General features: G+C 58.2%; 17 protein-coding genes. 5 read left to right on the top strand and 12 right to left on the bottom strand.

Annotated features, from left to right (window positions below):
- Positions 1-32 precede the first annotated feature (32 nt).
- Together GHO25_RS08025 and GHO25_RS08020 are read left to right on the top strand one after the other, a co-directional pair.
- The gene (locus GHO25_RS08025) at positions 33-890 is read left to right on the top strand and encodes a LysR substrate-binding domain-containing protein (RefSeq protein WP_153390505.1); all 858 of its coding nucleotides are present in this window, start codon (positions 33-35) and stop codon (positions 888-890) included.
- 96 nt (positions 891-986) lie between these two features.
- Positions 987-1,691: a YebC/PmpR family DNA-binding transcriptional regulator gene (locus tag GHO25_RS08020; protein WP_048373078.1), complete on the top strand. Its 705-nt coding sequence runs from the start codon at positions 987-989 to the stop codon at positions 1,689-1,691.
- 217 nt (positions 1,692-1,908) lie between these two features.
- Here the strand turns inward: GHO25_RS08020 and GHO25_RS08015 are convergent, their stop codons facing one another.
- The 3 genes from GHO25_RS08015 to GHO25_RS08005 form a co-directional block, all read right to left on the bottom strand.
- Positions 1,909-3,219 carry a protein kinase gene (locus tag GHO25_RS08015; RefSeq protein WP_153390503.1) on the bottom strand — a complete coding sequence of 437 codons (1,311 nt, stop codon included), beginning with the start codon at positions 3,217-3,219 and terminating at the stop codon, positions 1,909-1,911.
- A 42-nt stretch (positions 3,220-3,261) separates the two neighbouring features.
- Positions 3,262-4,413 (bottom strand): M14-type cytosolic carboxypeptidase, encoded by a 1,152-nt coding sequence (locus GHO25_RS08010; RefSeq protein WP_153390501.1) that lies wholly within the window; start codon positions 4,411-4,413, stop codon positions 3,262-3,264.
- Positions 4,414-4,978: 565 nt separating this feature from the next.
- Positions 4,979-5,326: a DUF6124 family protein gene (locus GHO25_RS08005; RefSeq protein ID WP_153327717.1), complete on the bottom strand. Its 348-nt coding sequence runs from the start codon at positions 5,324-5,326 to the stop codon at positions 4,979-4,981.
- A 130-nt stretch (positions 5,327-5,456) separates the two neighbouring features.
- Between GHO25_RS08005 and GHO25_RS08000 the strand changes: the two genes are divergently transcribed.
- The gene (locus GHO25_RS08000; protein ID WP_048373087.1) at positions 5,457-6,113 is read left to right on the top strand and encodes a LexA family transcriptional regulator; all 657 of its coding nucleotides are present in this window, start codon (positions 5,457-5,459) and stop codon (positions 6,111-6,113) included.
- 56 nt (positions 6,114-6,169) lie between these two features.
- Here the strand turns inward: GHO25_RS08000 and GHO25_RS07995 are convergent, their stop codons facing one another.
- The 4 genes from GHO25_RS07995 to GHO25_RS07980 are packed head-to-tail and all read right to left on the bottom strand — an operon-like array spanning position 6,170 to position 11,730.
- Entirely contained in the window at positions 6,170-8,110 is a 1,941-nt protein-coding gene (locus GHO25_RS07995; protein ID WP_153390499.1) for an acetyl/propionyl/methylcrotonyl-CoA carboxylase subunit alpha, read from the bottom strand.
- The gene (locus GHO25_RS07990) at positions 8,107-8,925 is read right to left on the bottom strand and encodes a gamma-carboxygeranoyl-CoA hydratase (RefSeq protein ID WP_123750099.1); all 819 of its coding nucleotides are present in this window, start codon (positions 8,923-8,925) and stop codon (positions 8,107-8,109) included. The genes GHO25_RS07995 and GHO25_RS07990 overlap by 4 nt, the downstream gene beginning before the upstream one ends.
- A 22-nt stretch (positions 8,926-8,947) precedes the next feature.
- Positions 8,948-10,555 (bottom strand): carboxyl transferase domain-containing protein, encoded by a 1,608-nt coding sequence (locus GHO25_RS07985; RefSeq protein WP_153390497.1) that lies wholly within the window; start codon positions 10,553-10,555, stop codon positions 8,948-8,950.
- Between the two features lie 11 nt (positions 10,556-10,566).
- Entirely contained in the window at positions 10,567-11,730 is a 1,164-nt protein-coding gene (locus GHO25_RS07980) for an isovaleryl-CoA dehydrogenase (protein WP_048373095.1), read from the bottom strand.
- Positions 11,731-11,936: 206 nt separating this feature from the next.
- Here GHO25_RS07980 and GHO25_RS07975 point away from each other — a divergent pair, with 206 nt between their 5' ends.
- Entirely contained in the window at positions 11,937-13,619 is a 1,683-nt protein-coding gene (locus GHO25_RS07975) for an AMP-binding protein (RefSeq protein ID WP_153390495.1), read from the top strand.
- Between the two features lie 673 nt (positions 13,620-14,292).
- Here GHO25_RS07975 and GHO25_RS07970 read toward each other — a convergent pair.
- Genes GHO25_RS07970 through GHO25_RS07960 form a run of 3 tightly spaced genes read right to left on the bottom strand, consistent with a single transcriptional unit; the run spans position 14,293 to position 16,606 of the window.
- The gene (locus GHO25_RS07970; protein WP_153390494.1) at positions 14,293-15,189 is read right to left on the bottom strand and encodes a hydroxymethylglutaryl-CoA lyase; all 897 of its coding nucleotides are present in this window, start codon (positions 15,187-15,189) and stop codon (positions 14,293-14,295) included.
- 26 nt (positions 15,190-15,215) lie between these two features.
- Positions 15,216-15,614 carry a MerR family DNA-binding transcriptional regulator gene (locus tag GHO25_RS07965; RefSeq protein ID WP_048373101.1) on the bottom strand — a complete coding sequence of 133 codons (399 nt, stop codon included), beginning with the start codon at positions 15,612-15,614 and terminating at the stop codon, positions 15,216-15,218.
- Between the two features lie 26 nt (positions 15,615-15,640).
- Positions 15,641-16,606 carry a LysR family transcriptional regulator gene (locus tag GHO25_RS07960; protein ID WP_153390493.1) on the bottom strand — a complete coding sequence of 322 codons (966 nt, stop codon included), beginning with the start codon at positions 16,604-16,606 and terminating at the stop codon, positions 15,641-15,643.
- 157 nt (positions 16,607-16,763) lie between these two features.
- Between GHO25_RS07960 and GHO25_RS07955 the strand changes: the two genes are divergently transcribed.
- Positions 16,764-17,978 carry an acyl-CoA dehydrogenase gene (locus tag GHO25_RS07955; RefSeq protein ID WP_153390492.1) on the top strand — a complete coding sequence of 405 codons (1,215 nt, stop codon included), beginning with the start codon at positions 16,764-16,766 and terminating at the stop codon, positions 17,976-17,978.
- Here the strand turns inward: GHO25_RS07955 and GHO25_RS07950 are convergent.
- Positions 17,975-19,291 carry a substrate-binding domain-containing protein gene (locus tag GHO25_RS07950; protein ID WP_153390491.1) on the bottom strand — a complete coding sequence of 439 codons (1,317 nt, stop codon included), beginning with the start codon at positions 19,289-19,291 and terminating at the stop codon, positions 17,975-17,977. The two genes, GHO25_RS07955 and GHO25_RS07950, sit on opposite strands and share 4 nt — an antisense overlap.
- A gap of 153 nt (positions 19,292-19,444) precedes the next feature.
- Positions 19,445-20,257 (bottom strand): exodeoxyribonuclease III, encoded by an 813-nt coding sequence (gene xthA / locus GHO25_RS07945; protein ID WP_048373109.1) that lies wholly within the window; start codon positions 20,255-20,257, stop codon positions 19,445-19,447.
- Between the last annotated feature and the right edge of the window lie 3 nt (positions 20,258-20,260).

Here is a 20,260-nt window from a genome sequence, read left to right as displayed (position 1 = left end):
TGTTATCTCAGCTATCGGCCAGGCTTATACCTATGAATTTATTCCAGCTTCGTGCGTTTGATGCAGTGGCCCGTGAAGGCAGCTTTACAAGGGCTGCGGCGCGCCTGTTTATCAGCCAGCCAGCGGTGACCGGGCATATCAAGGCGCTGGAGGAGCACTACCAAATCACCTTGCTGCGACGCACGGCACGGCGTGTGGAGCTAACGGAGGAGGGTACCCGGCTGGCGGCCATCACCCGTGCCATGTTCGGCTTGGTCGATGAGGCGCAGGTGTTGCTGGAGGCTAATCGCCAGCTTCTGACCGGGCGACTGGAGGTGGCCGCCGACGGTCCGCATATGGTGATGCCGATGCTGGCGAGCCTGCGTGCGCGGTATCCGGGGATTACCGTCAATTTGCGCCTGGGCAATGCCCAGGAAACCTTGAACGCGCTGTTGTCCGAGCACGTTGATGTGGCAGTGCTCACCGAGGTCGAGCCGCGCAAAGGGCTGACTTTGCGGGCCCTGCAAGAGTCGCGGATTTGCGTCCTGGTGCCGGCCAGTCACCCGTGGCTGGGGCTGGCGCAGGGTGTGGATATTGCGCAACTGGATCAGGTCATCATGGTGTTGCGCGAGCCGAGTTCGATTACCCGACGCACCTTTGATCAGGCCTGCGACCGTGCGGGCGTCAATCCGCGGGTGTTGCTGGAGCTGGACAGTCGTGAAGCCGTGACCGAGGCGGTGGCGGCGCAATTGGGGATAGGCATTGTGTCGTCAGCAGAAGTCAGCCACGACCCGCGGGTAGGGGCTGTTCCGATCAACGGTGCAGGCTTGGTAAACCGCCATATGCTCGGCTGCATGGAGCGCCGCGCAGAGCTGCGGCTGATCAAAGCGTTTATGGAGCTTGCAGCCTAAATTGGATTTTTTGGTCGATTGACGACTTTCAGCCGTATAAACTTGCATCCATTCGACGGCCAAGCCGCCGCGACACACCCGATTGAGAGATGAGTAATGGGCGCACAGTGGAAGGTTAAACACAAAGCGGAAGCCGCAAACAGCCGCGGCAAGATTTTCGGCAAGTTGGCCAAGGAGCTGACAGTAGCAGCCCGTAACGGTGCTGACCCGGACATGAATTCGCATTTGCGCCTGGTCTATGAGCAGGCCAAAAAAGCCTCGATGCCTGCCGATACCATCAAGCGTGCCATCAACAAAGGTGCCGGTATCGGTACTGAAGCGGTGCAATACACCCGCGTGACCTACGAAGGTTTCGCCCCGCATCAGGTGCCGTTGATTGTTGAGTGCCTGACTGACAACGTTAACCGTACTGTTGCTGAAATTCGTGTGGCATTCCGTAAGGGCCAGTTGGGCGCTTCGGGTTCGGTGGCATGGGACTTTAACCATGTAGGCCTGATCGAAGCCAAGCCGGACACAGCCGATGCTGATCCTGAGATGGCGGCTATCGAAGCTGGCGCCCAGGATTTTGAAGAAGGCGAAGAAGAAGGCACCACCTTGTTCATCACTGAAACCACTGACCTGGATGCGGTGCAGAAGGCACTGCCTGAGCAGGGTTTTACGGTGTTGTCGGCCAAGTTGGGTTACCAGGCGAAGAACCCGGTGACCAGCCTGACTGAGGAGCAAATGGCTGAAGTCCAGGAGTTCCTGGCCAAGCTTGAAGAGCAGGACGACGTGCAGGACCTGTTCGTAGCCTTGGCATAAATCCCGGTTGTGCTCGGCTCGCGATCTTTTAAATCATCAAAAGATCGCGAGGCAAGCTCTATCGTTGGCTTGCGCACATCGCGTAGCAGTTGACGAGCTTTACGAGGCTACGTCCGGTTGCGCAGCAGCCGCAAAACCATCCCGCGAGATTTAAAGTTGCCTCTTGGATCAAAAGATCGCGAGGCAAGCTCGCTCCTACAGGAGGGTGGTGGGGCCTTCAGGCCAATGCCTGGCTGATGGCAGCGAAATCCGGGCGGGCCAATACGTCAGGTTGAGTGCACCGCTGCTGCAAATCCTTCCACTTCGCGTGTTGTTGATCGCTCATGTCTGAGTCGATCCGCTCCAGCAATTCCCCCAGCAAAATCCCGAATGCACGGACTTCAATGCGTTGCAGGGCACGGCTCTGCGGGCTGTTGTCGAGGGCGTGAAAGCACGCCGCGCCAAAGTCGCCAAGCAGGCAGTCACCTTCGTGGCTGTACAGAATATTGTGCGCGTATAAATCGCCATGGCAGATGCCTTGCGCATGCAAGTGATCTGCTGCCGAGGCGATACCGCGGGCAATACGCAAGGCGCTGTCGTAGGTGAAGCGGGTGGCGGGGGCATAGACGTCGCGACTGCAGGTGTCGAAGCTGGGCAGGGCGGCCAGGTTCATGAACGACGGGTCGATCAGCTCCATGACCAGGCCAGCGGTTTGCTCGGGGTGCCCCGTCACGCGGCCCAGAACCTTGATCAGGTTGGGATGCTGGCCGGCGGCAATGCAGGCATTCATTTCATTGAGCGGCGAACCATCGCTGGTCATGCTGCCTTTGTACAGCTTGACCGCAACCGCGTGTGCCGGTTGGCCAGGAGCGTTCCATTGCGCCTGGTGAATGATCCCGGACGCGCCTTCGCCCAGTTTTTGCCCCAGCTCAAGGTGCGACCACTCGATGTCGGGGGTGTTATCGGCTTCTCGCAGGGCGCTGGCGTCTTCACGCAACGGATTTCCTGCGTAGGCCAGCCAGCTCAAGCCCGGCAAGGCCAGCACGGTCTCAGGCAGTTCGGTGAATTGGTTGGCTGCCAGACGGATCAGTTCCAGACGCTCACACCGGGCCAAGCTGGCCGGTAACGTTTGCAGGCGGTTGCCGGCCAACATCAGCTTTTGCAGCAAGGGCCGCTGGCCCAGTTCGTCGGGCAACTGCTGGATGCGGTTATCCGTGAGGATCAGCCAACGCAACAACGGCGGCAATGCTGCGCCAGGGACGTGCTCGATCTGATTGGCCTTGAAGCCGATCATGCTCAGTTTCGCGCATTGCCCCAGGCAGGCGGGCAGTTCAGTGAACTGGTTGTCCGAGCAAAACAGAGTGCGCAGATGGCTCAGGCGGTGCAGGTCCTCGGGTAAGCGGCTGAGGGCGTTGCCACTCAAATTGAGGATCTCCAGGGTGCCAGCCAGCTGGAAAATTTCGGGTGGGAATTCAGTCAGCCCGCACGACAGATCCAGACGTTTAAGGCCGACCAATTGGCCGGCGCGCAGTTTAGCGAGGGTATCCATAAGCAGGCGGTGTGTACTCGTGCACGTAAAAGAAAAAGTGGCTCAACGCAGCTCGCGAACCATGGCTGACAAGGTGCTCAGCACGCTCTTGCCCAATTGCATGGAGCGCTTGCCAGACCAGCCGGTGATCGGGTCCGGTGCATTGTTGTTGTCCTTGAAGGGCATCTCAAGGGTTAGCGACAAGCAGTCAAAGTGGTCACCCACGCTGTTGCAGGCCAGGGTCATATTGGCTTGGCCGGGCTCATCACGGGTGTAGCCATGTTCGGTCTGGAAGTCGGGAGTCAGCTTGCTCAGGTGGCTGCGAAAGCGCTCTTCAAGGGCTGCCTGGCGTTTGGTGTAGCTTGCGTTGCCTTCACACCCTGCGGTGAACACGTAGGGGATTTCTTCGTCGCCGTGAATGTCCAGAAACAGGTCGACACCGTAGTGCTTCATCTGCTCCAGGGCGAAGAACACTTCAGGGCTGACATCGCGCTCGGTATGTTGCCAGGCGCGGTTTAGATCCTGGCCATTGGCATTGGTGCGCAAGTGCCCGAGAAACGCGCCGTCCGGGTTCATGTTCGGGATCAGGTACAGATCGGCGAAGTCCAGCAACTTTCGTAGCTGTGGGTCGCTGCCCTGTTCAAGGCGTTCAAGAATGCCCTGCATAAACCATTCGGCCATGTGCTCGCCGGGGTGTTGCTGGGCGATGATCCAGATCTTGCGTTTGTGGCCGCCGCCGGTGCCTTTGCGCAATAGCGGTATATCGCGTCCTTCGACGCTTTTGCCGATGGCCAGTACCTCACAGCCGGACCACTGCAACGCGTTTTTGATCAACTCGTCGTGGCGTGCACGGCTGTAGGGTTCGAAGTAAGCAAACCAGACCTGTGGTTGCTCTGCTTTCAGGCTGAAGGTCAGCGCAGTGCCGTCGAACTCAGTCGGGACGCGAAACCAGTTCTCGTGATCGTAGGACGCCACCGCTTGATAGCCATCCCAGGCTTTGTTGTAGGACGACTGGCTGGCGTTACCTAATTCGAAACGATGGGTCTGACCAATTTGCAGGCCATCGACCTTGAAATGAAACCACTGGAAATGTGCGCTCCGGGTGTCGGGTTTAATCGCCAGCCGTACATGCAGCGGATTGCTGGCATCCAGCACCTGGATATTGCCACTGTCAAAGTCACTGGTGATATGAAGTGCAGAGGGCGCCACGGTCATCGTCCAAATCCTGGAATCAGATAATTGTGGTCGCTACTTTACCTTGCAACCGCAATGGGCCAATACGCAATTTTGGAAAGGGGAGGAGAGGACAACGGGGGGGCGTCATCCTTGACGCCGCGCGAGAATAGCGTTTTTGAGAGTGATTCTCAAGTTCAAAATCGCTATTACGGCTAAGGTCTTGGGTAATAAGCTTCCGCTGGTCAATATTCTTTTGCTATCATCGCCGGCATCGTAGCGGCCACCGAAAAAAACCGGCCGCACACAAGACTTCATTAGCCTGAAGCACGCTGAGCCAGATAACTGGCCGCAAAAAAAAGACCCGGCCATAAGCCGGGTCAAATAACCGTGATTAGCCTGATGAGGAGATAATTCGAAGACCGACCTAAGGTCATTTGAATTATCGACTGATCTCGCGACCAGTTGCTTGCAATAGTAATCATTATCATTTGCAAGTCAAACGATTTTCCTCACTTTTTCGACATTTATTTTCCCTTTCTCCTACAAAGGCTCTGGCTCGCTGGTTTACCAATCAAGCGACTGGGCATCTTTTTGGCTGTTTCAGCTACCGATTGTTCAGTTTTTGCACATCCAGGGCCTTGTCCAGGAGCTGTTTGGCTGACTCGATAAAAAATGCCAGTGCCAGAAACTGATCGCGATGCGCACCCTGATGGGTGTCTGCTGCGCTATGCACCATGCTCACCCCGCATCGCAAGTATTCGCAGGCAGTGACCATGGCTTCTTCCTGGCTCACGTCATCACTCACAACGAACACTTTCTTCTCTTGAGGCGGCTGAGAAACAGCTGGTTTCAAATAATAGTCGAGTGCGCGCTGGGTGGCGGCGTCGTCTTTTAGCGCTTCAAGCTCAATATCGAGCTCAGTTTCCGGCGTGATTTTTGTTATGGAAGTCATGATTTACCTGCGTTTCTGAGATTAATCGGATCAGCCGGAGTCAGATTAGTACAATAAGTATTTTGAGCATTGGTTTAAATAATACGGAATGTGTATTGTTGCTCGGAATTCAATCCGTATTGTTCGGCCAATGGATAAATGGATCGCTTTAGTCAGAACCAAATTGCGCGAGCAAAAACTCACGCAAGAGAAACTCGCCGAACGCGTTGGCGCTTCCCAAGGGGGCGTTGGGCATTGGCTCAATAAACGCCGTCAGCCCGACCTGCTCACGATGAACAAAGTGCTGCACGCCTTGGGGCTGGAGCACCTGGAAGTCGCCTTGGTGATTCGTGGACGCAATGAGGCGGCGAATGACCCGAGCGTTGACGAACCCACCTACGACATAACGTCTGCATTCCGTTATCCCGTCAGTGACTGGGCGACGGCAGGCCAGATTAACGAGAAAGTGCTGCCGGGTTATCAGCCGGGCATCCGTTTTGAGGTCAGCGACCATTACGCCAAAGGGGCGGCATTCTGGTTGCAAGTGATGGGGGATGCGATGACAGCCCCAATGGGCGTCAGTGTTCCGCAAGGCATGATGATTCTGGTGGATCCGGATATCGAGGCAGAACCCGGCAAAATGGTGATTGCCCGTACACCTGAGTTGACCGAGGCGACGTTCAGGCAGCTCAGCGAAGAAAGCGGCCAGCTTTACCTCAAGCCGCTGAACCCGACTTACCCGAAAGTGTTGTTTGATGAGCGTTGCTCGATTATCGGGGTGGTGGTGCAGGCCAGCACCAAATTTTGAATAACATCCGGCACAGGCCCGGAAAAAAGCGGATACCGTTGCCGGTATCCGCTTTTTTATTCCATTTCGATCAGTGCGGTTCCCTCGCTGACCATTTCCCCTTCCTCGCAGAACAACGCCTTGATGACGCCCGCCTGGGGGGCTCGCAGGCTGTGCTCCATCTTCATTGCTTCTAGCACTACGAGTTGCGCGCCGGCCTCGACCGTCTGGCCTATTTCTACCAGCACGCGTACCACGCTGCCATTCATGGGCGCTGTCAGGCCCCCTTGCTGGCCGTGGCTGGCACTGACGGCTGCAATAGGGTCGTAGAGGCTGACGCTGTGGACTTCGCCTTGCCAGCGCATGTACAGCGTGTCGCCTTGACGAATGACCAGGTGTTGACGGCGTATCCCGTCGTGTTCGATCACCAACTGTTCGTTGTGCAAGGTGGCCTTGGGTTCACCGAGGCTGACCACGTGGCGCTCATCACCGGCGCTCAAGACCAGCAGGGTTTTGGCTGGCAGGCCGCTGCGAAAGCCCGTGTGCAAGGCCCAGGGTGACGTCGGGTCATCGTTGCGCTGCTCAGGGGCCTGGCTTTGCTGGAAGGCTTGAGCGGCGGCCTGCCAAAAGGCGCCTGGCAACGGTTGGGCAGGCGGCAGCAGTTGCGCCTGATACCGCGGGATAAACCCGGTGTCCAGTTCGGCTGCGGCAAAGGCGGGATGGCCGATGATGCGGCGCAGGAAGCTCAGATTGGTTTTCAAGCCACCAATGGCGAACTCATCGAGCATCGCCAGCAAGCGCAAGCGGGCTTGTTCACGGTCTTCGCCCCAGGCAATCAGCTTGCCGAGCATCGGGTCATAAAACGGTGACACTTCATCGCCTTCGCTGACACCGCTGTCTACCCGGCGTCCCATCCCGGCTGCTGACTCGCGGTACACCTGGAGGCGTCCGGTTTGCGGGAGGAAGTCATTGCTCGGGTCTTCAGCATACAAACGCACTTCAATCGCGTGCCCGCGTAACGGCACTTGCGCCTGGGTGATCGGCAAGGCTTCGCCGCGTGCCACACGGATTTGCCAGTCCACCAGATCCAGGCCGGTGATGGCCTCAGTCACCGGGTGTTCGACTTGCAGGCGGGTGTTCATCTCCATAAAGAAGAATTCGCCACGTGCATCGAGCAAGAACTCCACGGTGCCGGCACCGACATAGCCGATGGCCTGCGCGGCACGTACCGCAGACTCACCCATGGCGCGGCGTTGCTCTGCACTGAGGCCGGGGGCGGGGGCTTCTTCAACGACTTTCTGGTGGCGACGCTGAATCGAGCAGTCGCGTTCGTTGAGGTATAGGCAGTTGCCGTGCTGGTCGGCAAACACCTGGATCTCGACATGCCGGGGTTTGAGTACATATTTCTCGACCAGCATCCGCGCATCGCCAAACGAAGACAGTGCTTCACGCTGAGCAGAAGCCAGGGCGTCGGCCAATTGGCTGACGTCCTCGACCACTTTCATGCCCTTGCCACCGCCACCCGCCGTGGCTTTTAGCAGCACCGGGTAGCCGATACGCTCGGCGGCAACGCGGAAGGTTTCCAGGTCTTGCGCTTCGCCGTGATAGCCCGGCACCAACGGCACACCGGCCGTTTCCATCAAGGCTTTGGCGGCGGACTTGCTGCCCATGGCATCAATGGCCGAGGCGGGCGGCCCGAGAAAAATCAGTCCGGCGGCTTCAATCGCACGGGCAAAGCCCGCGTTTTCGGACAAGAAGCCATACCCCGGATGGATCGCTTGCGCGCCGCTGGCCTGGGCGGCGGCAATGATCTTGTCGATTTTCAGGTAGCTGTCGGCGGCCTTGCTGCCACCCAGATCAACGCAGATATCAGCTTCGCGACAATGCCGCGCATCGCGGTCAGTGCTGCTGTGCACGGCTACTGTGGTGAGGCCCAGCGCCTTGGCGGTGCGCATGACCCGGCAGGCGATTTCACCGCGGTTGGCGACCAGTAACGAAGTAATCAGAGGGGCGCTCATGAACGCGGCTCCTGGGTCGATGTGTCTGTTTGCCAGCGGGGCGTGCGTTTTTGCAGAAAGGCCCGCAAGCCTTCCTGGCCTTCGGGGCTGACCCGGATCCGGGCAATTGCGTTTTCGCAGTAACGGCGAATGGCAGGCGTCGGCGCGCCGTGGCTGACTTCGCGCAGCAAGTCCTTGCAGGCGCGCATGGCCTGCGGGCTGTTGAGTAACAGGTTGTCGACCCAATGGGCGATCTGCTGCTCCAGCTCGACCAGCGGGTAGCATTCTGCAAGCAGCCCCAGTTCGCGGGCGCGCAGCCCGCTGAAGCGCTCGGCGGTCAGGGCAAAACGGCGGGCAGCGCGTTCGCCAATGGCTTGCACGACAAACGGGCTGATAACGGCCGGGGCCAGGCCGATGCGCACTTCAGACAAACAAAACTGCGCATCCTCGGCACCAATCGCCATGTCGCAGGCGCTGATCAAACCCAAGGCACCGCCATACGCGGCGCCTTGCACCACTGCCAAGGTCGGGATTTTCAGTTTGGCCAGGTTGTACATCAACTCGGCCAGGTGCCGCGCATCATCCAGATTGGTGTTGTAGTCGAGTTCGGCCGATTGTTGCATCCAGGCCAGATCGGCCCCGGCGCTGAAATGCTTGCCGCGTCCGCGCAGCAGCAGAAAGCGCAGCGTGCCATCGCTCTGAATCTTGTCGAGCGCGACGATCAGTTCCTGGATCATTTCGGCGTTAAAGGCGTTGTTCTTCTGCTCGCGACTCAACCACAGGGTGGCGAAACCTCGAGGGTCGGTGTGCAGTTCAAGGGTGTTGAAGTCGTTCATGTGCGTCAGTCCTTTCATCGCATTACATGCGGAACACGCCGAAACGCGTGGCTTCGATGGGCGCGTTCAACGCTGCCGACAAGCCCAGCGCCAACACCTCTCGGGTTTGCGCCGGATCAATCACACCGTCATCCCACAGCCGGGCACTGGAGTAGTAGGGGTGGCCCTGATGTTCGTATTGATCGAGGATCGGCTGCTTGATCTCGGCTTCTTCTTCGCGGCTGAACACCAGCCCGTTGCGTTCGGCTTGCTCGCGCTTGACCTGCACCAGCACCCCGGCGGCTTGCTCGGCGCCCATCACGCCGATGCGAGCGTTTGGCCACATCCACAAAAAACGCGGGTCGTAGGCGCGTCCACACATGCCGTAGTTACCGGCGCCAAAGCTGCCGCCGATGATCACGGTGAACTTGGGTACTTTGGCGCAAGCCACCGCCGTCACCAGTTTTGCGCCGTGCTTGGCGATACCGCCCGCTTCGTATTTTTGCCCGACCATAAAACCGGTGATGTTTTGCAAAAACACCAATGGGATGCCGCGCTGGCAGGCCAACTCAATAAAGTGCGCGCCTTTTTGTGCCGCTTCGGCAAACAAGATGCCGTTATTGGCCAGGATCGCTACCGGGTAGCCGTGCAAATGAGCAAAACCACAGACCAGTGTGGTGCCGAACAGCGCTTTGAACTCATCGAATACCGAGCCGTCCACCAGCCGCGCAATGACTTCGCGCACATCAAAAGGCTGTTTGGCATCGGCCGGGACGATGCCGTACAGCTCGTCCTTGGGATACAGCGGCGCCAAAGGGCTGCGTTGGTTCAACTGGCCCAGCTTGCGCCAGTTAAGGTTGGCCACACTGCGGCGGGCCAGCGCCAGGGCATGCTCGTCACTGTCAGCGTAATGGTCGGCAACGCCGGACACCTTACAGTGCACGTCGGCACCACCCAGGTCTTCAGCACTGACCACTTCGCCGGTGGCCGCTTTTACCAGGGGTGGCCCGGCCAGGAAAATCGTCGCTTGCTGGCGCACCATAATCGCTTCGTCAGCCATGGCCGGCACATAGGCGCCGCCTGCGGTACACGAGCCCATGACCACGGCAATTTGCGGAATGCCGGCCGCGCTCATGTTGGCCTGATTAAAGAAGATCCGGCCAAAATGCTCGCGATCCGGAAACACTTCATCCTGACGCGGCAGGTTGGCGCCGCCCGAGTCCACCAGATAAATGCACGGCAAGCGGTTTTGTTCGGCAATCGTCTGCGCGCGCAGGTGCTTCTTTACCGTCAGCGGGTAGTAAGAACCGCCTTTGACCGTGGCATCGTTCGCCACAATCATGCATTCAACCCCTTCGACCCTACCGATACCGGCGATGATTCCTGCGGCTGGAACGTCTTCGCCGTACACGCCATAGGCAGCCAACTGACTGAGCTCCAGAAAGGCCGAACCCGTGTCCAGCAACCGGTCAATCCGCTCACGGGGCAGCAACTTGCCACGTGAGGTGTGGCGCTCTTGGGCCTTGGCGCCGCCGCCTTGCTGCACCTGCTCAAGCAACGCGTGCAGAGCGTCGACCTGTTTGAGCATGGCCTCGCGGTTGGTCGCGAACTCCGCAGAGCGCGGGTTGATGGTCGTATGCAAGATGGACATACGTGCGCTCCTCAGCGGGTTTCGTTAAACAGTTCGCGACCAATCAACATACGGCGGATTTCACTGGTGCCCGCGCCGATCTCATAGAGCTTGGCGTCACGCAGCAGGCGCCCGGCAGGGAATTCATTGATGTAGCCGTTACCGCCCAGAATCTGGATCGCGTCGAGGGCCATTTGCGTGGCGCGCTCGGCGCTGTACAAGATCACCCCGGCGGCGTCCTTGCGGGTGGTTTCGCCGCGTTCGCAGGCAGCCGCCACCGCGTACAGGTAAGCGCGGCTGGCATTGAGCTGGGTGTACATGTCGGCCACCTTGCCCTGGATCAGCTGGAATTCGCCGATGCTCTGGCCAAACTGTTTGCGATCGTGGATGTACGGCACCACCAGGTCCATGCACGCCTGCATGATCCCGGTCGGGCCGCCTGAAAGCACGACACGCTCGTAATCGAGGCCACTCATCAACACTTTGACGCCTGCGTTGAGGGTGCCCAGGAGGTTTTCTTCGGGGACTTCAACGTCGTCGAAAAACAGCTCGCAGGTGTTCGAACCGCGCATGCCGAGCTTGTCGAAATGGGTGCTGCGGCTGAAGCCTTTCCAGTCACGCTCAACAATAAAAGCGCTGATGCCGTGTGGGCCTTTTTCCAGGTCGGTTTTGGCGTAGATCACATACGTGTTGGCGTCCGGGCCGTTGGTGATCCAGGTTTTGCTGCCGTTAAGGACGAAATGATCACCGCGCTTGTCGGCGCGCAGCTTCATCGACACCACGTCAGACCCGGCATTTGGCTCGCTCATGGCCAGGGCGCCAATGTGTTCGCCGCTGATCAACTTGGGCAGGTATTTGAGTTTTTGCGCGTGGCTGCCGTTGCGGTTGATCTGGTTGACGCACAGGTTGGAGTGCGCCCCGTATGAAAGGGCTACCGATGCCGAGCCGCGGCTGATTTCTTCCATGGCGACCACGTGAGCCAGGTAGCTCAGGCCAGTCCCGCCGTATTCTTCCGGCACGGTGATGCCCAGCAGGCCCATGTCACCGAACTTGCGCCACATGTCAGCGGGGAACAGGTTGTCTTTGTCGATTTGCGCCGCGCGGGGGCTGAGTTCGTCAGCCACAAAGGCTTGTACCTGATCGCGCAGCATGTCGATGGTTTCGCCCAGGGCGAAGTTCAAAGTCGGGTAGCTCATGGGGCACCTTGGTCATTGTTCTTATAAACGGCGTTAACAGCATCGCCATGGGTAAGCTTTACGTTAACGTAAACTTGGCAATGAATGCTGTCAATGACCTTTACGTTAACGTCAACTTGGTTCAGAGTAATTGCTATTCTGCACAGAGGGAATGCGTGAGTGCGCGTCTTCCCCATGCTCCCAAAACAATCACAAGAGGAGTTGTCATGAAGCCGCAATCTGTCCCCAGTTACAGCCAGGGCGCGCTGGACAAGCCGTTGCTGGCGATGACCATCGGTCAGGCGTTCGATCAAACCGCTGCCCGCTACCCCGACGGTGAAGCATTGGTGGTGCGCCATCAGCAGCAGCGTTACAACTGGGCGCAGTTGGCTCAGGCCGTTGACCTTCACGCCAGGGCCTTTATGGCGTTGGGCATGCAGGCGGGCGACCGGTTGGGCGTGTGGGCGCCTAACTGTGCCGAGTGGTTTATCTGCCAGTTTGCCAGCGCAAAAATTGGCGTGATTCTGGTCAACATCAACCCGGCCTATCGTTTGTCTGAGCTTGAATACGTGCTCAAACAATCAAAGTGCCAGTGGCTGGTGAGTGCGAGCACGTTCAAGACCTCGAACTACCACGCGATGCTCCAGGAGTTGCTGCCTGAGCTGGAAGGGCAGGCGGCCGGGCAACTCAACAGCGAGCGTTTTGAAGACTTGCGCGGGGTGATCAGCCTCGATGCACAACCGCCTGCAGGGTTCTTGCCCTGGCCGCAACTGGCCACATTGGGCAGCGGCGTTGCAGTGCAGCAACTCTACGCACGACAGGCCAGCCTTCAGCCCGACCAGCCGGTGAACATTCAATACACCTCTGGCACCACGGGCTTCCCCAAAGGTGCGACGCTCAGCCACCGCAATATTCTCAACAACGGTTACATGGTTGGCGAAAGCCTGGGGCTGACGGCCGCTGACCGGCTGGTGATTCCGGTGCCGCTGTATCACTGCTTTGGCATGGTGATGGGCAACCTGGGGTGCGTGACCCACGGCACCACCATGATTTACCCGGGCGATGCCTTTGACCCCACGCTGACCCTGCAAGCCATCGCCGAAGAGCGGGCTACAGCGCTATACGGGGTGCCCACCATGTTTATTGCCTTGCTCGATCACCCCGAGCGCGCCGGCTTTGACGTGTCGAGCCTGCGTACCGGGATCATGGCTGGCGCCACCTGTCCGATAGAAGTGATGCGCCGCGTGATCAGCGAAATGCACATGGGCGAGGTACAAATTGCTTATGGCATGACTGAAACCAGCCCGGTGTCCATGCAGACCGGGCCGGATGATGATCTGGAATTACGCGTGACCACCGTAGGGCGTACCCAGCCGCACCTGGAGAACAAGCTGATAGACGCGCAAGGCAATATCGTCGCTCGCGGTGAGGTGGGTGAACTGTGCACCCGTGGTTACAGCGTGATGCTGGGTTACTGGAACAACTCGCAAGCGACCCGCGAAGCCTTGGACAGTGAAGGCTGGATGCACACCGGTGACCTGGCAGAGATGAATGAGCAGGGCTATGTGCGCATTGTCGGGCGTAACAAGGACATGATTATTCGGGGCGGCGAGAACATTTACCCGCGTGAGCTGGAAGAGTTCTTTTTCACCCACCCTGCGGTGGCGGACGTGCAGGTTATCGGGATCCCGGATGAAAAATACGGCGAAGAGATTGTCGCCTGGATCAAGTTTCACCCTGGCCACAGTGCGAACGAGCTTGAGCTGCAAACGTGGTGCAAGTCGCGCATCGCCCACTTCAAGACGCCGCGACACTTTAAGTTTGTCGACGTCTTCCCGATGACCGTGACCGGCAAGATCCAAAAATTCAAAATGCGCGAAATCAGCATTCTGGAGATCAGAAAGGTCTAGGCCGCTGGTTTTATGTGGAACTCTGTTTGTCGTGGGAGCGGGCTTGCTCGCGAATGGGTCGGCGGTGTGCAACAAGCACACCGCGTTGGCTGAATCGCGAGCAAGCCCGCTCCCACAGAAACACAAACCCCGGAAAGCACAAAGGGGAGCCTAGGCTCCCCTTTAACGTGTCGTTGCGTGCTCTTTTTATTATTGAAGGGTGGTCTATTGTTGTTTTTGGAACTCACCCTTTGCTGCGTTTTTTAGCGATCCCCATCCGGGATCAAGAGCAAACGTATTTTTTTGAGCGCTGATCCACTTTTATCACTGGCTATCAAACCGGTGATCCAACCTGAACGGGTGCTACCTGAAGGTAGTTTTATTGTTCTCTGCCCGGTTGCGAGGTGGCTCTTGGCTCCCCGGAAAAGTAAACCTTCTCCAAAAAAATCTGTTAGCTGCGTCTCTGCCGTGTTGTTTTTGTTATGTCAGAGTCGTTTCGTATTGTTCTTATTATGTTGCTGCGGTTTTTATTCTTGTTATGCCATAGAGATAGCAGGAGCCGTGCCAACTTTTAAAAATCCTTATAAATCAAGGAGTTAAATTTTTAGGCAATAAAAAACCGGCCTGGGTCAGGGCCGGTTTGTTTCCGTGTTACTCGTTTGTGTGAGGGGGCGGTAACACTAAGCCACACTTTTCAGCACTGACGCGCCTTGGCGACCCGTGACCCGGTAACACGCCCCAGCACGTTGCAGATGTGCTGGCCTGCCAGTAACAGCTTGTCCATGTCGACCCCGGTTTCGATCCCCATGCCATTGAGCATGTACAGCACGTCTTCGGTGGCCACGTTACCGCTGGCGCCCTTGGCGTACGGGCAGCCGCCCAGGCCTGCCACCGAGCTGTCGAACACATTGATCCCTTCGAGCAAGCTGGCGTAGATGTTGACCATGGCCTGGCCATAGGTGTCATGGAAATGCCCGGCGAGTTTGTCGCGGGGGACATGAGCCCCTACGGCTTCGAACATGGCACGGGTTGCCGAGGGCGTGCCGGTGCCGATGGTGTCGCCCAGCGACACTTCGTAACAGCCCATGGCGTACAGCTCTTTGGCCACGGCGGCAACTTGTTGCGCCGACACCTGGCCTTCGTACGGGCAGCCCAGCACACAGGACACATAGCCGCGCACGCTGATGCCGTGTTGCCTGGCGGATTCCATGATGGGCACAAAGCGTTCCAGGCTTTCACTGATCGAGCAGTTGATGTTGCGCTGCGAAAACGCTTCGGAAGCGGCGGCGAATACGGCCACTTCTTTAACCCCGGCGGCGACAGCGTCTTCGAAGCCGCGCATATTCGGCGTCAACGCCCCATAAACCACACCCGGCTTGTGCTGGATCTGCGCGAAGACCTCGGCGGAACCGGCCATTTGCGGCACCCATTTAGGCGACACAAAACTGCCGACTTCGATATAGCCCAGCCCGGCGTCGGTCAGGGCGTTCACCAACTGCACCTTGTCGGCCACGCTGATGGGCTGGGCTTCATTTTGCAAACCGTCGCGCGGGCCGACTTCAATCAGGCGCACATGGGTGGGAAATGTCATGGGGGGATCACCAGGGTTGTTATGTTTTAGGAGGCCGTCTGACTTTTTATCGTGTGTTCAAGCGCCTGGATACAGCGTTCTTCGGCCGTATCCAGTTCAAGTTGCATCTGCTGAATATCCAGCAACTGTTGCTCCAGCTGTTCGCGGCGCTCAGCTATTTTGGCCAGCATGCTGTTCAACTGTTTCTGGTTGCCGCTGGTAGGGTCGTAAAGCTCAATCAGCTCGCGACATTCAGCCAGCGAAAAACCGATGCGCTTGCCGCGCAAAATCAGCTTCAGGCTGACTTTGTCCCGCGCTGAATAGATCCGCTCCTGGCCTCGGCGCTCGGGGGCGAGCATGCCTTGTTCTTCGTAAAAACGAATGGCGCGGGTGGTTATATCAAGTTCGCGGGCAAGGTCGGAAATACTGTACGTCTGGCTGCTCATGGGCGGGCTCTGGAAGGATCATGCGGTTAAGCTAAAGGTTGGTTGACGTTTACGTCAAGCAAGCGCTGCGCCTCGGCTTTCTTTTCCAGTGCCAATTGCTGTTGGCACACCTCGATCAACTGCTCACGCATCCAGCGGTTGGCGGGGTCTTGCTCGGTACTTTCGTGCCAGTACAAGTGTGTTTCCACGCCCGGCAATTCGCTGATAGGCAGCGGCACAAAATGCAGGCCGTGCCGACGGGCAAAACGCTCGGGCACGGTCATGACCATGTCGGTTTGCTGCAAAACATTGGAGGCCATCAGGTAATGCTGGGAGCGCAGGGTGATTTTGCGTTGCAGGCCGATTTTTCCCAATGCCAGATCCACCTGGCCGAGGCCGTTGCGCCGTGTCGAAATATGGATATGGGTCAGCGCCAGGTACTCGTCGAGGCTGATACAGGCCTTGCCCGCCAACGGGTGGCCCTGGCGCATGGCGCACACGTAGCGGTCTTCCATCAACTTGATATGGCGCACTTGAGCGTCGGTATTGAGCGGCGCATCGACGGCGAAATCCAGTCGTCCTGCCGCCAGGTCGCTGGTGGTCTCGCGGCGGTGGGCTAAAAAGCTTTCGATCACCACGGCTGGAGCATGTCGGCGCAAGCGCTGGAACAAGGGCGGCAAAATCACCGCTTCTGTCAGGTCGGTCATGCTGATACGGAACGTCTTGTTCGCCTGCAGCGGGTTAAACGTTCGGCTTTCTTGCACCGACACCCGCAGCAGAGCCAATGCGCTGCGCACCGGGCTGATGATGTTCTGCGCCATGGGCGTGGGCACCATGCCTTGCGCCGTGCGCACAAACAGCGGGTCGTTAAAGGTTTCACGCAGCCGGGCCAGCGCGTTAGACACCGCTGGCTGGGTGATGCCAATGATTTGTCCTGCACGGGTCAGGTTGGCTTCGGTGTAAATGGCATCGAAGACGATGAACAGATTGAGGTCGACCTTGCTCAGGTTCATGGCACTGGGCTCTTGTTGTTGGAGATGAGGCGATGGGCGCAATCATATATTGCTTATGAATGGTAATACACGTCGTTAATAGACAGCGCAAATGGAGAAGGGCTGATCTAGCATCACGGCAACGTCTATACACATTCACAGTAAAAGGTAGCCACCCATGGATTTCGCATACTCACCGAAAGTTCAGGCTCTGCGCGAACGCGTCACGGCGTTTATGGAGGCTTATGTCTATCCGGCCGAGGCGATTTTCGATCAGCAGGTGGCACAAGGTGATCGCTGGCAGCCGACGGCCATCATGGAAGAACTCAAGCGCAAGGCCCGGGCAGAAGGCCTGTGGAACCTGTTTTTGCCGGAGTCGGAACTCGGTGCCGGGCTGACCAATCTGGAATACGCGCCCTTGGCCGAGATCATGGGTCGGTCGATGCTCGGCTCGGAGCCGTTCAACTGCTCCGCGCCGGACACCGGCAATATGGAGGTGCTGGTGCGTTACGCCAATGCACAGCAAAAACAGCAGTGGCTGGAGCCGCTATTGCGCGGCGAGATTCGCTCGGCGTTCGCCATGACCGAGCCGGAGGTGGCCTCGTCCGATGCCACCAACATGGAGGCCCGTGCCGTGCGTGACGGCGATGAATGGGTGATTAATGGCCGTAAATGGTGGACGTCCGGGGCCTGCGATCCGCGCTGCAAAATCATGATCTTCATGGGCCTCAGCAACCCTGAGAATGCCCGGCATCAACAGCATTCGATGATCCTGGTCCCGGTCGATACCCCCGGCGTGAAAATTGTCCGCCCATTGCCGGTATTCGGTTACGACGACGCGCCCCACGGTCACGCCGAGGTACTGTTCGAGAACGTGCGTGTACCGTACGAAAACGTCCTGCTGGGCGAAGGCCGTGGTTTTGAAATTGCTCAGGGCCGCCTTGGCCCGGGCCGCATTCACCACTGCATGCGCTCAATCGGCATGGCCGAGCGTGCGTTGGAGCTGATGTGTCAGCGCTCGCTGCAACGCACGGCGTTTGGTAAACCGCTGGCGCGTTTGGGTGGCAATATCGACAAAATCGCTGACTCGCGGATGGAAATCGACATGGCGCGCCTGCTCACCTTGAAAGCGGCGTACATGATGGACACCGTGGGGAACAAGGTCGCGAAAAGTGAGATCGCGCAAATCAAGGTGGTTGCCCCCAACGTCGCGTTGAAGGTGATCGACCGGGCGATCCAGATTCATGGCGGGGCAGGGGTTTCGCAGGATTTACCGCTGGCTTATATGTACGCCATGCAGCGTACCTTGCGCTTGGCGGACGGCCCGGATGAAGTGCACCGGGCGGCGGTTGGCAAATTCGAGTTGGACAAATACGCACAATCGCCGGGTTAATACACCCACACTTCAACCCGGCGATTCTTCAGGCGGCCTTCATCTTCGGTGTTGGCCGCCACCGGCATTTGCGCACCGCAGCCGCGAATCTCACGCAGCACCACGCCATTTTTGACCAGTTCGCGGCGCACCGTCATGGCCCTGAGCTTTGACAGCAGTTGTGCGCGTTCCGGGTCATCCTTGGCATCCCCAAACCCTACCAGCGTCACCTGTTTGTTGAGTTTGTCGTGGGTTTTTAAATAGTCGACGACGCGAAGCAGATCCTGACGCGCCTTGTTGTCGAGGGTGGCGCTGCCTTCTTCAAACCGGAAATTGACCGACAGGCGCTGGGCTTCGCGGGTCAGTTCCAGGTATTCCTCGGGCATGTGCGCACCGGGCTGCACGTGGCTGGCCTGCACGGTTTGGGCAATAAAACCGTTTTGCGCGACGATGGCCTGGCCTTGGGCACTTTGGGTAAACGCCACCAGCGCCTTGGCCAGCGAGTTTTGGCTGGTGGGCGGCAGGTAAAAAAACAGGCGGCGTGACAGGGGGTAATCTTCACTGGCGATCAGGCTGTTGAGCGGCAGCATGGGCTGCGACGCGCCATCCACAATGGCCAGGGATTTCGCTTCGCGCACGTAGGGCAGGCCGATAAAGCCAATGGCGTGGGGGTCTTTGCTCACCGCATCAGACAGCGCTTCGCTGGACTCGAAACGCTGGGCCGTGCTGCTCAGCGGCCGACCGGCGCGGCTCAAGACCAACTCTTTAAAGGTATCCCAGGTGCCTGACTGATCATCCCGGGCATACAAATTAATCGAACCGCCCACGCCGCCCAGTGCTTCCCACGTGGTGATGTCGCCGTTGAACACTTTGGCCAGTTGCTCGGTGTTGAGTTTTTTCAGCGGGTTATGCGGGTGCACAATAATTGCCAGGCCATCGATGGCGATGACTTGCTCGGCCTCGGGGCTTTTCAGATCGCCGAGGGCTTCCAGTTCGACCAGCTCGCGGTCCTTGATCGGCCGCGACGAGGCCACCATGTCGGCTTGCCCGGCCTTGAGCGCACTAAAACCAGTACCGGAGCCGTGTGCGGACACATCGACACGCACCTGCTGGCCCAAGGTTTTGGTGGCGACGATGCTGTATTCGTTGGGGGGGACGACCGGGATGCTGTGAACATCATGAAAACCTTGCTCGATCAGCATGGCCGTCACCAATGCCGGGCCGAGATTGGCCCCGATGGTGTTAGAACCCTGGATGTGCAAATCCGCCGCAGGCCGTGCAAAGGCCAGAGGGGTGATTACACACAGCAGGATCAGTGACTTAAAGCGCAACATCAGCGGGCACCTTCCTGGAGCCATAGAATTGCCAGCAGTTTAAGTCAGAAACGTTTCAATACAGTTACGCACACTCTGTAGGAGACGAGCTTGTCTCGCGATCTTTTGATCTTTTAAAAGATCGCGAGGCAAGCTCGCTCCTACAAATTTAGATCAGTTCAGTTCGAGCCAGATCGGTGCGTGGTCTGACGGTTTTTCCATGGCGCGCAGGTCGTAATCGACGCCAGCGGCCTTGATGCGCGGTACCAGCGCCTGAGAGGCCAGAATCACGTCAATGCGCAGACCACGTTTAGGCTCGTCTTCAAAGCCGCGGCTGCGGTAGTCGAACCAACTGAAGCGATCCGCCACTTCGGGGTGCAGGTAACGGAAGCTGTCCACCAGGCCCCAGTTTTTGAGGCGCTCAAACCACTCTCGCTCTTCCGGCAGAAAGCTGCATTTGCCGGTTTTCAGCCAGCGCTTGGCGTTGTCCGGGCCAATGCCGATGTCGCAGTCTTGCGGGGAGATGTTGACGTCACCCATCACCACCAGCGGCTGTTCGTTGCTGAACTGGCCTTCCAGCAACTGTTGCAGGTCGCTGTAGAAACGCTGCTTGGCCGGGAATTTTGTCGGGTGGTCGCGGCTTTCTCCCTGTGGGAAATAGCCGTTCATGATGGTCACCGGCTGGCCATTGTCGTCAGCGTAGGTGCCCCAGATAAAGCGTCGTTGCGCGTCTTCTTCGTCGCTGGCAAAGCCCTTGTGCAGCTCCAGCGCGGGCTTGCGTGACAACAGGGCAACGCCGTAATGGCCCTTTTGCCCGTGAAAGTGCACGTGGTAGCCCAGCGCTTCGATATCAGCGAAGGGGAATTGCTCGTCGCTGACCTTGGTTTCTTGCAGGCCAATCACGTCCGGCTGGTGTTTTTCGATCAGCGCTGCCAGCTGATGCGGCCGAGCGCGCAGGCCATTGATGTTGAAAGAAACGATTTTCATGGG

Origin of the sequence: Pseudomonas sp. FSL R10-1350 (genome assembly GCF_009600525.1) — a bacterium.
GTDB classification, from domain to species: domain Bacteria; phylum Pseudomonadota; class Gammaproteobacteria; order Pseudomonadales; family Pseudomonadaceae; genus Aquipseudomonas; species Aquipseudomonas helleri.
The sequence above is the reverse complement of the archived record's forward strand: the minus strand, read 5'-3'. Positions and strand labels throughout refer to the sequence as shown.